The sequence below is a fragment of the Candidatus Pantoea symbiotica genome, from assembly GCF_056491525.1.
Genome location: NZ_JBSZHR010000002.1, coordinates 3,261,245 through 3,274,450 on the forward strand (window position 1 = coordinate 3,261,245; position 13,206 = coordinate 3,274,450).

General features: G+C 53.2%; 9 protein-coding genes and 1 tRNA gene. 7 read left to right on the top strand and 3 right to left on the bottom strand.

Annotation, left to right across the window (positions count from 1 at the left end):
- Window positions 1-81 precede the first annotated feature (81 nt).
- The 5 genes from ACXIZX_RS15625 (at window position 82) to ACXIZX_RS15645 (ending at window position 7,714) form a co-directional block, all read left to right on the top strand.
- A complete protein-coding gene (locus ACXIZX_RS15625) occupies window positions 82-1,488 on the top strand; it encodes an MFS transporter (RefSeq protein WP_179452156.1) in 1,407 nt (468 codons plus the stop codon).
- Between the two features lie 412 nt (window positions 1,489-1,900).
- On the top strand, window positions 1,901-2,083 hold the full coding sequence (locus tag ACXIZX_RS15630; RefSeq protein WP_007893075.1) for a con-10 family general stress protein: 183 nt from the start codon (window positions 1,901-1,903) through the stop codon (window positions 2,081-2,083).
- Between the two features lie 509 nt (window positions 2,084-2,592).
- Window positions 2,593-4,875 carry an autotransporter outer membrane beta-barrel domain-containing protein gene (locus tag ACXIZX_RS15635; protein WP_179452155.1) on the top strand — a complete coding sequence of 761 codons (2,283 nt, stop codon included), beginning with the start codon at window positions 2,593-2,595 and terminating at the stop codon, window positions 4,873-4,875.
- Between the two features lie 168 nt (window positions 4,876-5,043).
- Complete coding sequence (locus ACXIZX_RS15640) at window positions 5,044-5,661, top strand: glutathione S-transferase family protein (RefSeq protein WP_479404501.1); 618 nt, start codon at window positions 5,044-5,046, stop codon at window positions 5,659-5,661.
- 10 nt (window positions 5,662-5,671) lie between these two features.
- A complete protein-coding gene (locus ACXIZX_RS15645; protein ID WP_479404502.1) occupies window positions 5,672-7,714 on the top strand; it encodes a 2Fe-2S iron-sulfur cluster-binding protein in 2,043 nt (680 codons plus the stop codon).
- A gap of 18 nt (window positions 7,715-7,732) precedes the next feature.
- Here ACXIZX_RS15645 and ACXIZX_RS15650 read toward each other — a convergent pair whose 3' ends face one another.
- Window positions 7,733-8,749: an NADP-dependent oxidoreductase gene (locus tag ACXIZX_RS15650; protein ID WP_479404883.1), complete on the bottom strand. Its 1,017-nt coding sequence runs from the start codon at window positions 8,747-8,749 to the stop codon at window positions 7,733-7,735.
- Between the two features lie 91 nt (window positions 8,750-8,840).
- On the opposite strand from ACXIZX_RS15650, the gene ACXIZX_RS15655 reads away from it, so the two are divergent.
- Entirely contained in the window at window positions 8,841-9,737 is an 897-nt protein-coding gene (locus ACXIZX_RS15655; protein ID WP_179452152.1) for a LysR family transcriptional regulator, read from the top strand.
- Between the two features lie 58 nt (window positions 9,738-9,795).
- Here ACXIZX_RS15655 and ACXIZX_RS15660 read toward each other — a convergent pair whose 3' ends face one another.
- Both ACXIZX_RS15660 and ACXIZX_RS15665 read right to left on the bottom strand, forming a co-directional pair.
- Window positions 9,796-10,710, bottom strand: a complete 915-nt coding sequence (locus ACXIZX_RS15660; protein ID WP_479404884.1) for a hypothetical protein — start codon at window positions 10,708-10,710, stop codon at window positions 9,796-9,798.
- Between the two features lie 537 nt (window positions 10,711-11,247).
- Window positions 11,248-11,323: transfer RNA gene (locus ACXIZX_RS15665), tRNA-Phe, on the bottom strand.
- A 195-nt stretch (window positions 11,324-11,518) separates the two neighbouring features.
- On the opposite strand from ACXIZX_RS15665, the gene ACXIZX_RS15670 reads away from it, so the two are divergent.
- Window positions 11,519-12,841, top strand: coding sequence for a methyl-accepting chemotaxis protein (locus tag ACXIZX_RS15670; RefSeq protein ID WP_179452150.1), 1,323 nt, complete (start codon window positions 11,519-11,521; stop codon window positions 12,839-12,841).
- The last annotated feature ends 365 nt before the right edge of the window (window positions 12,842-13,206 follow it).

Below are 13,206 nucleotides of genomic sequence, written 5' to 3' on the forward strand. Positions count from 1 at the left end.
ATTTTGCTAAACAATTCGGTTTGCACCTGCCGCGCTTTTCATTAAAAGTCTTTGCATCCTTCTGTTTTCGCAGGTCCTCGCATGATCGACTCAGGCAGAGAAGCCAAACCGAATTCCCATCATACCCTGCTGTTAGCGTTATTGGTTGCAGTGACCTTCTTTATGGAAAACCTCGATGCCACGGTGATCACCACCGCGATTCCGCAAATGGCGCGGGATTTCGCCTCCAGCCCGGTGGCGCTGAACATTGGCGTCAGCGCCTATTTACTGGCAGTGGCGGTGTTCATTCCGATGAGCGGCTGGCTGGCGGAGCGCTTTGGCGCGCGTACCGTTTTTGCCAGCGCCATCCTGATTTTCACTCTCGCCTCGATCCTATGTGGATTGAGCGACACGCTCGCGATGTTCACGCTGAGCCGTATTCTGCAAGGCATAGGCGGCGCGATGATGGTGCCGGTCGGTCGCATGGTGGTGCTGCGCGTCACTGAGAAAAAGGAGATGGTGAAAACCATCGCCTTTATTACCTGGCCGGGTTTGATTGCGCCGGTGCTCGGCCCGCCGCTGGGCGGTTTGATTGTCACGTACGGGCATTGGCCGTGGATTTTCTGGCTCAATATTCCGCTCGGCATCCTTGCCATCATCGCCACCGCTTATCTGGTGCCACAGTTCAAAGCTGAACAGCGGAGGCCGTTTGACGTGCGCGGCTTTGTGCTGACCGCCACCGCCTGCACCTCTTTGATTATTGCGCTGGAAGCGCTCGGGCAGATGCATCTCAATTTTGGTATTCCGTTGTTGCTGCTTGGCGTGCTGTGCAGCTGGCTGGCGTATCGTCACAGCTTCCGCCATCCGCAGCCGCTGCTGCCGTTTAGCGCGATGAAAATTGCCACCTTCCGCAATGCGGTAATTGGCGGCTCGTTCTTCCGCGCCTCAATCAATGCAGTGCCCTATTTGCTGCCGTTGCTGTTTCAGCTTGGCTTTGGCTGGAGCGCGGCGCAGGCCGGAGCCATGGTGTTGTGGGTATTTGCCGGCAATCTGGCGATGAAACCGGCCACCACCTGGCTGATGAAACGCTGGGGTTTTCGTCGCGTGTTGATGATCAATGGCGTGATCAGTTTGGTGGCGATGCTCGGCTGCTTGCTGCTTAAGCCATCGCTGGGTTACTTCGCCATCGCCGTGATTCTGTTTATCGGCGGGCTGTCGCGCTCGCTGCAGTTCAGCTGCTACAACAGCCTGGGCTTCGCTGATGTGCCGCAAAGTAAGATGAGCGATGCCTCGGTGGTATTTAGCATCTTCTTCCAGTTCAGCATGAGCGCGGGCATCGCGTTGGCGGCGTTGTTCCTGCGCGCATCGATGCTGTGGCAGGAACATAGCGAAATCGCGCAGAGCGATATTCATATCGCTTTCGCCGGTGTGGCGTTGTTGGTGCTGTTGTCGCTGTTTGACGTGTTGAGACTGGAGAAAAATGCCGGTGCGCAAGTGCTGGTCAAATAATATTCGCGCACTATTTAACGTTAAAAACGTTAATAGTGCGCTTCGCTTAAAAATAATCACTTTCACATAAGGATTTATATTTTTTACACCCATTTTAAGATAATGACTAATGATGCGAATGCTTACCAAATCTTAAGTAAAAAACGAAATATCAGGAATGCTGATTAATTTCATCACATTGAAAGAGAAAAATTTTAAAGGCGAAGCGGCAATATATTTATATTGACCAGAGGAGCACGCAAAAATAATTATTACCCGCCTCTATCACTCCTTTGCAGACAGAAAAATTCCTCAGCATTATCAAGGAAGATGAGATAACTCCTAATTACCCGTTGTTGTGCGTTAGGCTTTAACGACTAACCTTAAGTGGTAAGTGAAATATGCGTTATCCCCTTTATCTGAGGTATTGATTATGACAACACCACGTGGCGGTTCTGGCAATTTTGCCATGGACCCAGAAAGAGCTCGCGAAGCGGGTAAAAAAGGCGGCCAATTGAGCGGCGGGAATTTTCGAAATAATCCTGAACGTGCAATTGAAGCAGGACGAAAAGGCGGTAAGAAAAGCCGTCGTGTCGTCGATAAATCACCCGAATAACTTTGTTGCGGCTATTAAAATTATTAGCCGCAATCTTTTTATTATCAGAAGATAAAAACCTACGAAAAATAACACCCCGTCTTTATAAAAATTCCACTTTGAGACGTTTCTCGTTGCTAATAATGGAGACAATTAAATAACAAAAACATCAAACCGCCATATACCCTCAATAAATATCGCACCAAATAATCTTCTTGTTTTTATTTTATCGCTCACCTACACTCCGCAAAAATAATTCACCGCAGTCATCACTAATATAAACCATAACTCTAAATAGTTACTTATTACTTAAATAGTCTTCTCAAAACGGCAGAAACATAAACTTCGCCGTGCGGGAGAACAATTATTGGATTGCCTGTTATTTATAAAAACATACCTCTGAACGGTGAGTATTCCTGCTGTAATTTTTAAACAACGGAGATCACGTGCACACTCAACGCCGCTTCAGAACGATTATCAAAAATCACTCTATCCCATTAATTAGTATCCTATTAATAGCGAAAACACCCTTGCAAACCGCCAGCGCGGCGAGCAGTGTCATTGCGCCAGATAGCTATAGTCACATACTTAACTATTCGGACGATTACGTTATTAGTTCGGGTGACACTATTAATTCCAACTCAGCGAAAAATGACACACTTTCAATTAACGATCCCAACTTAGCGCTGTATGGTCCTGTTGAGTCGGTTTCGTTACACAATTACGGAATCATCAATAATGGATTCAACACTCATAATTTAGCCGCCGTTTCATTTTTCACCAAAGACGGCAAGCTTGATAACAGCGGTAACATCAGCGGCTGGGACTTCAGCGTCATTATGGCTGGCGGAAAAAGCGCGATCGTAAACAACGGGCAAATCATTGCCAATAATGGCGTTGCACTGTTGAGCTTTGCCGATGAAACCGCGCTGCTTAATAACGGGGTAATACAGGGTTACACCAGCGCGATTGATGCGGAAAACAGCACGAGGGTACGGATTACCAACCTGGGTAATATCACTAGCCAGCAGCAGCCCGCTGTAATTCTGCACAGCGATAGCCAACTCTCTAACGCCGGTGTCATCGCCAGTCAAAATGCTCCCGCGCTATTACTAACCGGTTCTGGCAACGCCATTACCCTGAGTAATCACTCTGCCCTGAACGGCGGCAGCAATATTGCGCTGATGAGCCAGGGTGAAGCTAACCACTTGATTTTGGAGGGTGATGGCAGTGAGAACGGCAATTTCTTCGCCGACACGGCCCAGCACGGATTGTCTGCCATTACCTCCACAGCCAGCAGCCGCTGGGCGCTTAATGGTGATGTGGCGTCCTGGGGCGCGAGTGACGATGTGATGACCATTGCCGGGCAGTTACAACTGGCGGGACATACGGTGATTGCCGGCGGTGGCGGCGCGACCGTGCAGCCGGGTGGACAATTACAGCTGATGAACGGCGGCACGCTCACCGGCAACCTCGTCAATAACGGCGAGATTAGCGTTAATCCGGGAAACAACTTTCACGGTAATCCCTTTGTGATCAAAGGCAATTACACCGGTAATGCCAACAGCCAGCTCACCTTTAGCGGAGCCTTAGAGGACGACAATTCGGCGCTGAATCCACTGGTGATCAACGGCAACACCGCTGGTACCAGCCAGGTTACGGTGATTAATACCGGCGGCAACGGCGCACAAACCCAGCAAGGTATAACGCTTATCAAGATTAATGGCAGTTCCGCTGCTAATGCCTTCGTGCAGAAAGGTCGTATCGTGGCGGGCAGTTATGAGTACTTTTTGCAGCAGGGAACGCCGAATGCAGCCAACGATCAAAGCTGGTATCTGCGCTCTTCTTTACCGCCTGCAGCACCGATCGTTATGCCGATGGCAGCGCCGCAAACCAGCGCGATCCTGCGACCCGAAGTGGGCGCTTACGCAGCGAACATGGCCGCCAGCAACACACTCTTTATCCATCGATTACAGGATCGTCTCACTGCAACTGCGGCGGGATCGTCAATGTGGTTACGTCAAACCGGTACGCAGCAGCGTGCGCAAGCGGGAAGCCAGCTTACTGATCGCAGCAACCAATATATGGTGCAGATGGGGGCCGATCTGCTGACGCTGCAAACCAGTGAACAGAGTGCGCTTCACCTCGGCGTCATGGCGGGCTACGGCAACCATCACGGCAAAACCACTTCACGTATCACTGGCTTTGCCACTGAACATACACTTAGCGGTTACAGCGGCGGTATCAGCGCCACCTGGTATGCGGATGAAGCTCGCCGTTTAGGACTCTACAGTGATAACTGGCTGCAATTTAGCCGCTTTGAGAATCACGTGAAGGGAGACGATTTAAGCGCTGAAACCTGGCGTTCGCAAGGCGTAACGGCCGCCACCGAATGGGGCTATCGGGCAGTATTTTCGCTGAGCGATCAAACCCAACTGCTACTGCAGCCGCTATTACAGATCGCATGGATGAATGTGCGCGCCAGCGATCATCAAGAGCAGAGCGGCAGCTCAGTGCGTTTCACCGGTGATGGCAATGTTGCAACCCGCGTCGGCGTCAGAGTGGAGCTGCAAACGAGCCGGTTAACGCCCTACGCTGAAGCCAGCGCGTTGCACAACAGCCGCGCTTTTGGCGGCCAAATGGACGATCGCGTGGTGGAAATTGAGGGAACGAAGCACATTGCTGAAGTGAAAGCCGGTATTCGCGCCGACCTGTTTTCTGGTCTGGAGATCGCTGTTGAGGGCAACGCGCAGCAAGGCACGGATCATTATAGAAATCTGGGCGGTGCGCTCACGCTGCTGGCACATTTCTAAGAGTGCTTATTGCCCTCCGCCTGTTGCGGAGGGCTTTATTGCCTCCCACGATTCTTCCATTTTTCGCAACAATGACTTCGCTAACCCGGCTATTCTGCCGCTGAATGGTCTGTGCGAACCTTAGTTATCACCGGGGCTCATCCCGTGCAACACCTAAGGAACCGCAACATGAAACTCTATCACTTCCCGCTTTCTGGTCATGCTCACCGCGCACGTCTGTTCCTGTCGCTGCTGGATTTGCCGCATGAGGTTATCGATGTCGATCTCAAATCTGGCGAGAACAAAACGCCGGAATTCCTCGCCATGAATCCGTTTGGTCAGGTGCCGGTGCTGGAGGATGACGGCGTGTTTATTGCCGATTCCAACGCCATTCTGGTCTATCTGGCGAAGAAAAGCGGTCGCAGCGAATGGCTGCCGGAAGATGCAGCTGGCGCGGCGGCAGTACAGCGCTGGCTGACCGTTGCTGCCGGAGATATCGCCTTTGGTCCGGCAGCGGCGCGGTTGATTACCGTGTTTGGTCGCCCGTTCAATTCCGAAGAGGTGATTGGCCGCGCACATCTGGTGCTGTCACGCATTGAGAAGCATCTCGAAGGCCGTGAATGGCTGGTCGGCGATGGCCCGACAATCGCTGACATCGCGCAATACAGCTATATCGTCGGTGCGCCAGAAGGCAATGTCGATCTCTCCGGCTATCCGGCGGTGAACGCGCTGCTGCGTCGTATCGAAGCGCTGCCGGGCTTTGTGCCCTTCCCCCAAACTGCGGCTGGCCTGCGCAGCATCGCCTGAGTCCACCATTATGAGCAAGAAACTACCGGTTTGGCATCAGGGTGAAATCGCGCTGCAGCAGCAGGCGGGCGTGGCGGAACGCATGGCGGAAGTCGGCCAGCGGGTGATCCGCGATCACATGCCCGATCAACATCGAGACTTCTACGCACAGCTGCCGTTTATTGTGGCGGGCAGCGTTGATGCGCACGGCGATGCTTGGGCCACGCTGCTGGAAGGCCAACCCGGTTTTGTCTTCTCGCCGAATGCCACCACGCTGGATATTGAGGCGCGTCCGCATCAAGGCGATCCGGCGGCGGCGGGCATGCAGGATGGCGCGCCGGTTGGGCTGCTCGGCATCGAGCTGCACACGCGGCGTCGCAACCGCATGAACGGCGTGCTGCAGACGATTGGCGGCGGTTTTCGCGTGCAGGTGCAGCAGAGTTTTGGCAACTGCCCGCGCTATATCCAGCTGCGTGATTTTCACTATGCCCGCGATCCCGCCGAACCTTATCGCGGTGAGGTGGAAACCCTGAGCGCGCTGGATGATGCCGCCCGCGCCACCATTGCCGCGGCGGATACCTTCTACGTCGCCACCTATGCCGAACGTCAGGTTGATGCCTCGCATCGTGGCGGTAAAGCGGGCTTCGTGCGCGTCAGCGAAGATGGGCTGCTAACCATTCCCGACTTCAACGGCAATCTGTTTTTCAACACGCTCGGCAACATTCACCAGAATGGCAAAGCGGGATTGCTGTTTATTGATTACGCCAGCGGCGACACGCTGCAACTGAGCGGCGAAGCAGAAGTGATTCTCGACTCGCCACAGATCGCTGCCTTTCAGGGTGCCGAACGGCTGTGGACGTTTCGCCCACGCCGCATCGTGCGTCGTCGTGCCGCCCTCGCCTTGCGCTGGCTAACGCCTTCGGATGGCGCAGCACCCAGTTCGCTGATGACCGGCGACTGGCAAGCCGCCGACCAGCGCCTACGTGCGGCGGAGCTGGCAGCGCGCTGGCGTCCGTTCAAGGTGATGAAGGTGGTGGATGAGAGCGCCACCATCCGCTCGTTTCATTTGATGCCGGATGATGGCGCGGGTTTAGTGCCGCATCTGGCTGGTCAACATCTGCCGATTCGCGTGCAACTGCCCGGAATAGATAAGCCGCTGATGCGCGCCTATACACTTTCGGTTGCGCCGTCGGATGGCTTTTACCGCATCAGCGTCAAGCGTGATGGCGCGGTTTCGCGCTACCTGCACGATCATCTCCACATTGGGGATACGCTGGAAGCGCGTGCTCCGGCGGGTGATTTTACTATTGATGCCAGCGAACCACGTCCGGCGGTGCTGCTTGCCGCTGGCGTGGGCATCACGCCGATGCTGGCGATGCTGCGACATCTGATATACGAAGGGCAGCGCAAACAGCACCTGCGCCCAACGTTCCTGTTTCAGTCGGCACGCAGCAAGGTCGAGCGCCCTTTCGTGCGCGAACTCGACCAGTTGTTGGCGGCGGCGCATGGCGCGGTGAAACTGGTGCGCGTTCTGAGCCAGACGGCGGATGCAGAAGCAGATATCGATTACGATTTCGCAGGCCGCATTGATATGGCGCTGCTCTCGCAGGTGCTGCCTTTTAACGATTACGACTTCTATCTGTGCGGTCCACCGCAATTCACGCAAGCGCTGTACGACGGGCTGCGCGCCTTCAATATCGCCGATGATCGCATTCACGCCGAAGCTTTTGGGCCGTCGTCGCTGCAGCGTTCCCGCGATGTGGTGGCCGAAGAAAAACAGCTATTGCCGGTAGCAACGCAATCGGTGCCAGTGAAGTTTATGAATTCGCTGAAAGAGGCGCGCTGGACGCCAGATGCCGGTTCGCTGCTGGAGCTGGCGGAAGCGCGTGGCCTGAGCGCGGCGTACAGCTGCCGCACCGGACATTGCGGCAGCTGTAAAACCAAACTGCTGCAAGGCGCGGTGACTTACTCAACGCCACCGAGCGCGCAAGTGGCGGATGATGAAGTGCTGATCTGCTGCGCAAGACCGGCGCAGCAGGAAGGTGAGGTGCAGACGATTCAGCTGGCGCTGTGAGACGCCAATTGCCTTAAGTCAGGCGTTAATCAGCACGATTTTTCCCTGAATACTGCCGCGAGAAGCGCGCTCATGCGCGGCTGATGCTTGCGCCAACGGATAGGTGCTATCAACGATGATACGGATGATGCCTTGCTCAAGCAGGCGACCAGCTTCCACCAACTGACGGCCACTGGAACGCACTTGAGTGAATGAAACGGTAATCTCGCTTTTGACGGCCTCTTCGTGTCCCGAGAAGCCGATAGGATTCATCAGGAACAGCGCACCGCCCGGCTTGATGACGCTGAGAAAGCGCTCCATATTCGCACCGCCTACGGCATCAATCACCAGATCCACATCATGTGTAACAGACTCAGCGGCGGTCTTGTTGTAATCGATAAACTCATCGGCACCCAGTTCGCACAGCAGTGATTGATGCTTGCCGGAAGCCACCGCGATGACGTGCGCACCTTGCCACTTTGCAATCTGCACCGCCAAATGCCCAACCCCACCGCCTGCACCATTTACCATCACCTTCCGGCCTTTAAGCGGGATTGGAACATGCTGGAAAGACTGCAGCGGGTTCGGAGCATCGTGGCCGAGTTTGATCAGAAACTGCCACACGGTTAGCAATGACATTGGCGCACCGGCGGCCTCAACATGCGTTATCCCCGCCGGTTTCAATGCCAGCTCATTGGCAGGCACGCGCACGTATTCTGCATAAGCGCCGCTGCCGGTCATTATATCCTGCGGAAAACGCACCATCGCATAGACCTCATCGCCGATGCTGAAGCCCGAAACTTCTTCGCCTACTGCGGCAACAACACCTGAGATGTCGGTTCCCAAAATCATGGGAAAGACGGAGCTGGGTTGCCATTCCGGCGGCAGCGAACGATAACCCTCACGCAGATGGAGATCCGGCGGATTAAGGCTTGCGGCATGCACGCGCACCAGCACCTCACCGGCTTCGGCAATTGGTCGGGGGGCATCTTCATAATGCAGAACGTCCGGGCCGCCAAACTCATGCAATCGCACGGCTTTCATCGTATTGGTCATGATCATTTCGCTCTCTCATTGGTCTGATTGAGAAAGCGTAAGACTATTACGCCTGATTGATAATAAGGCTCCATTTCGCTTTAATAGTGCCATGAAGGAACAAATAGGTTTTGAAAGACTCACTGGCTTAATCGCCTTCGCCCGTGCTGGATCTCTCGGCAGTTACAGCGCTGCCGCCCGTTCGCTGTCGATTTCGCCCTCCGCGATTAGCAAAAGCATCCAGCGTCTGGAGACGCATCTCGGCATTACACTTTTCACCCGCACCACGCGTTCGCTCTCCTTCACGCCCGAAGGCCGCGACCTGCATGAACGCGTGCTTAAGTTGCTGCGGGATGCTGAAGAAATTGAACAGGTGGCGAAGTCAGCACGCTCCGAACCGGCGGGCACACTGCGCATTGCGACATCGCTGCCGATTGGCGTGCACATCATCGCACCTGCTATAGCCAGCTTTCGCCAACGCCATCCAAAAGTCATGATCGATTTGCGCATAAGTGATCAAATCTCGGATCTTGTGGAAGAGAGAATTGATATTGCGGTGCGCATCGGCGAGCTCGCCGATTCCTCGCTGATCGCCCGCCGACTCTCACCTTACCGACTCGGCTGTTATGCCTCGCCAGCGTATTTAGCCACGCATGGCATCCCACAGCATCCCGATGAGCTGGATAGCCATGAAACAGTCAATCTGCGCTATCAAAGTTCGGGACAAGTATTTCGCTGGCCGTTTCGCATCGGTGAGAAGGAAGTTGAAATCGTGCCGTCATCTGCTGTGATCGTTAATGCCAGTGAAGGCGTTCTGGCGGCAATTGCTGCGGGTGCAGGCATCGGCATGGCGACAAATTTTATGGCGGATTCTTGGGTTAAGCGCAACGAATTGGTGCCGGTTTTGGCCGATTTCGCCGTGGAGCGACACAATATCACCGCTATATGGCCTCAGAGCCGACGCAGTAATCCCGCGGTGCGTGCTTTTTTGGATATGCTGATTGATTAACTGAGGTTACCAAGACGGGAAAGTAATATTGCGGTAATCGTCAGTGGCAATATTCTCATTAAAAACTCATGGCCAGCCCCACGCCATATCCTTGCGTATTATTTCCGAACATATAACGTGCCACTATTCTTGTACGACTGATAAAAACCGGATATTTACTACTATCAAGCTCGAGCCCAACACCCAATGAATTTAAACTATCGAATCCTAATTGCCCACGCTGCTCACCCAAATATTCAGTGCGTGCAGCTTCAAGCACATAGCGCAAAGGACTTCCTAGTAACGTCCAATCTGAAACTGGAGCGCGACGACGTAAATAGAGCCCGAGGTTTTCCGCAGTGGCACTCCCGCTTACAGCCTCAGAACTATTACCGAAACTATTGAGCTCTTGATAGGAGTATCGCAACTCAACATCAATATCCTGCTCTTTGCTAAATAATTCATAATCCAACATTAGCGATCCTCCTAAGCCATACGCATTGAGGCGGCCACCATCCAGGAATTTGTAGTCTGCATCTTCAAATTTTTTTTGCAGAACAAAAGCGCCAATACGCAGATCACTGGCCATTGTACCTAAGGTGAAATTTGCGATGGGTCGCAGGACCCAATTGCCGCCGAGTTTATCCGTATGAAGTTTTATATCCCAGCCAATACCGCCAGTTGCAGTTAAGCTATTCCATTTAACCGGAATTTTGCGGCTTTCATTGCCATTAGAAACAACAAATTGGGGATCATATCGGCTGTAACCGAGTGTTCCTTCAAGATAGAGAGGAAATTCTTCACTTAGCGTTGCACCGCCGCCAAACTGAGTAATTGAAAGCGAGTTTTTTTCTTTGGTGTCAGCACCGATATTGAGGTCACTTGCGGTGACATCCGGTACCACCGTGTAGCTCATAAGAGAAAGGACGGCATTAGCGCGACTTTTTAGAGGAGTATCATCTGCAGCAAAAATAGTATAACTCATTAGAAGCATTACGCTAATTTGAATAATTCTTATACGAGAAAAGAAAAGAGCCATGTTTTACTCCAGATGTCATACCCCACGACTGATCGTTTCTTATTGCTTTGCAGCACCGCATATTTAAATTCATTTTATTTTAGACCGGGCTATGCAATAGAAAGTTATTTTCATCATTACTTTTCTATAAAGTGACAATAATCATAATAAGTAGTCACTTATTGGTGGGCGTTTAAAGGGGTGTAATTTTTAGAATCGGTGATGATGACTTCAGTGATAATTATTTTTCGGTGCATGGTAAGTATTGAGAAGGAATGAAATTGGGAAATTCAGAGGTTTTTGCACAAGCGATGAGAAAGGAATACAAAGACTGTTTTATGCGGGAATGCTGAAAGATTCGCTAAGATTTGTAATGCGTTACAGGATCGAAAAAAGGGTACTAGCGTTAACTAGTACCCTTTCTGGAAGGCATCGATGCTTCATTGTTGCTATAAACACCACCTTCTTTAAGCACCCGTCAGAAGTGTTACTTCTAACCAGCGCTTCGATGTATGGTGCCCGGACGCGGAATCGAACCACGGACACGGGGATTTTCAATCCCCTGCTCTACCGACTGAGCTATCCGGGCAACGGGGCGCATTAAACCCTACTCGCGCGGCACCGTCAAACGCTTTTCGGCAAAAATCAGCTGACTGATGCCTTTTAAAGCAACCTCCAGACCAACAGGTAAAAATTTATTCGCCTATCGCTGTTATAGGTGAATTTTTAATCGCTTGTGCCGATAACCGAGCTGACATCCTATACCAATAATAAGGTTCGCCCCATGTTCAGCACAATTGCATCAGGAATCTTGTCACGTCTAGCGTGGCAAAAGCGCAGTAATAGCATGGCAACGCTCAGTTCGCTGCAAGACGCTATCGCTATGGTTGAATTCACTCCAGAAGGAAAAATCCTCACCGCTAATGAACTGTTTCTTGAGCGCATGGGTTATTCGCTCAAAGAGATCGTCGGCCAGCATCACAGCATGTTCTGCACCGCAGATTTGCTCAACTCGCCGCAATACCGCGACTTCTGGCGACGCCTGAATCGCGGTGAAGGCTTCAGCGATAAGTTCCTGCGCGTGGCAAAACACAGCCGCCCTATTTGGCTGGAAGCGAATTACGTGCCGGTGCAGGATCGCAGCGGTCGGGTGATTAAAATCGTCAAACTGGCGAGCGATATCACCGCGCGCATCATGGATGCACAAGAGCAGCGCGCCATGACCACCGCGATTGAGCGTTCGATGGCGGTGATTGCCTTCAATCTCAAGGGCGAAGTGTTGATGACCAACGACAACTTCCTGAAAACCATGGGATACAGCGCCTCAGAAGTGATCGGCGTGCATCACAGCCAGTTCTGCCCGCCAGAGATGCGCAACAGCGACGAGTATCGCCGTTTCTGGCACAAGCTGAATCAAGGTGAATTTATCTCCGGCCAGTTCCAGCGCGTGAATAAACGCGGCCAAACGGTATGGCTGCGCGCCACTTACAACCCGGTGTTTAACGAAACCGGCGAGCTGTACAAAGTGGTGAAGTTCGCCACCGATGTTACTGCGCAGGTGGAGAAGAATCAGCAAGAGCGCGAAGCCGCGCAGCAGGCGTATCAAACCGCGCTGCAAACCAGCGAAAGTACGCGCCTCGGTGCCACGGTGATTGAGAACAGCGTGCAGACCATGAATGATTTGGCGGGCGAACTGCATGGCATTTCCGGCGATATCAATGATCTGAGCGAATCTTCAGACCGCATCGGCGCGATTGTCGAGAGCATCCGTCGGATTGCCGATCAAACCAACCTGCTGGCGCTTAACGCAGCGGTGGAAGCGGCGCGCGCCGGTCAGCATGGGCGTAGTTTTGCCGTGGTCGCCAATGAAGTACGCACGTTGGCGGCCAACATCAACCGCGCCACCACCGAGATTGAGAACATGGTGCAGCAGAACCATACGCTGGCGGAGAAAGCGCTGAAAGGTATCGCATCCAACCTGAAACGTGCCGATCAAGGCGTGGTGCTGGCGAAGGAAGCCGGCGGCATGATGGCGGATATTCGCGGCAGTTCCAGCGAAGTGGTGCGCGCGATTGGGCACGTTACGGCGGCGCTGAAGGAAGAATGATTTGTAGCCAGGTCGCCATGAATGGCGACCCTACGGGATTTATAGCGATGTTGAGTTAAGAATACGCACGACTGCTGCAGCGACGGTATTGAGGCGACATCCCAAACCGCTGAACGATTGAGGGATTCCAGGGCGAGCCGCATGGATGCGGCGAGAGGTGGCGCTGAGCAGGAGCGAATCGCCACCGGTCCGTCAGGAATCGTGATTGAGTGAAGGTACCGCGAAGCGGCGGGTTGGGCTGGCGCAGGGCCCGGGAGTGCAGCCAGGCGCCCTCTGCTCGGTCGCCGCACGAAGTTACTGCAACTGCCTCAGCATAGGGCGAACGAAAGTCGCTCGGTGCTTAACTGAGCGGCACTACGCCATGA

What these genes read in the sequence shown, in the direction of transcription:
- ACXIZX_RS15625 (WP_179452156.1), top strand. Translation starts at nt 82, where the DNA reads ATGATCGACTCAGGCAGAGAAGCCAAACCGAATTCCCATCATACCCTG.
- ACXIZX_RS15630 (WP_007893075.1), top strand. Translation starts at nt 1,901, where the DNA reads ATGACAACACCACGTGGCGGTTCTGGCAATTTTGCCATGGACCCAGAA.
- ACXIZX_RS15640 (WP_479404501.1), top strand. Translation starts at nt 5,044, where the DNA reads ATGAAACTCTATCACTTCCCGCTTTCTGGTCATGCTCACCGCGCACGT.
- ACXIZX_RS15645 (WP_479404502.1), top strand. Translation starts at nt 5,672, where the DNA reads ATGAGCAAGAAACTACCGGTTTGGCATCAGGGTGAAATCGCGCTGCAG.
- ACXIZX_RS15650 (WP_479404883.1), bottom strand. Translation starts at nt 8,749, where the DNA reads ATGACCAATACGATGAAAGCCGTGCGATTGCATGAGTTTGGCGGCCCG.
- ACXIZX_RS15655 (WP_179452152.1), top strand. Translation starts at nt 8,841, where the DNA reads ATGAAGGAACAAATAGGTTTTGAAAGACTCACTGGCTTAATCGCCTTC.
- ACXIZX_RS15660 (WP_479404884.1), bottom strand. Translation starts at nt 10,710, where the DNA reads ATGCTTCTAATGAGTTATACTATTTTTGCTGCAGATGATACTCCTCTA.
- ACXIZX_RS15670 (WP_179452150.1), top strand. Translation starts at nt 11,519, where the DNA reads ATGTTCAGCACAATTGCATCAGGAATCTTGTCACGTCTAGCGTGGCAA.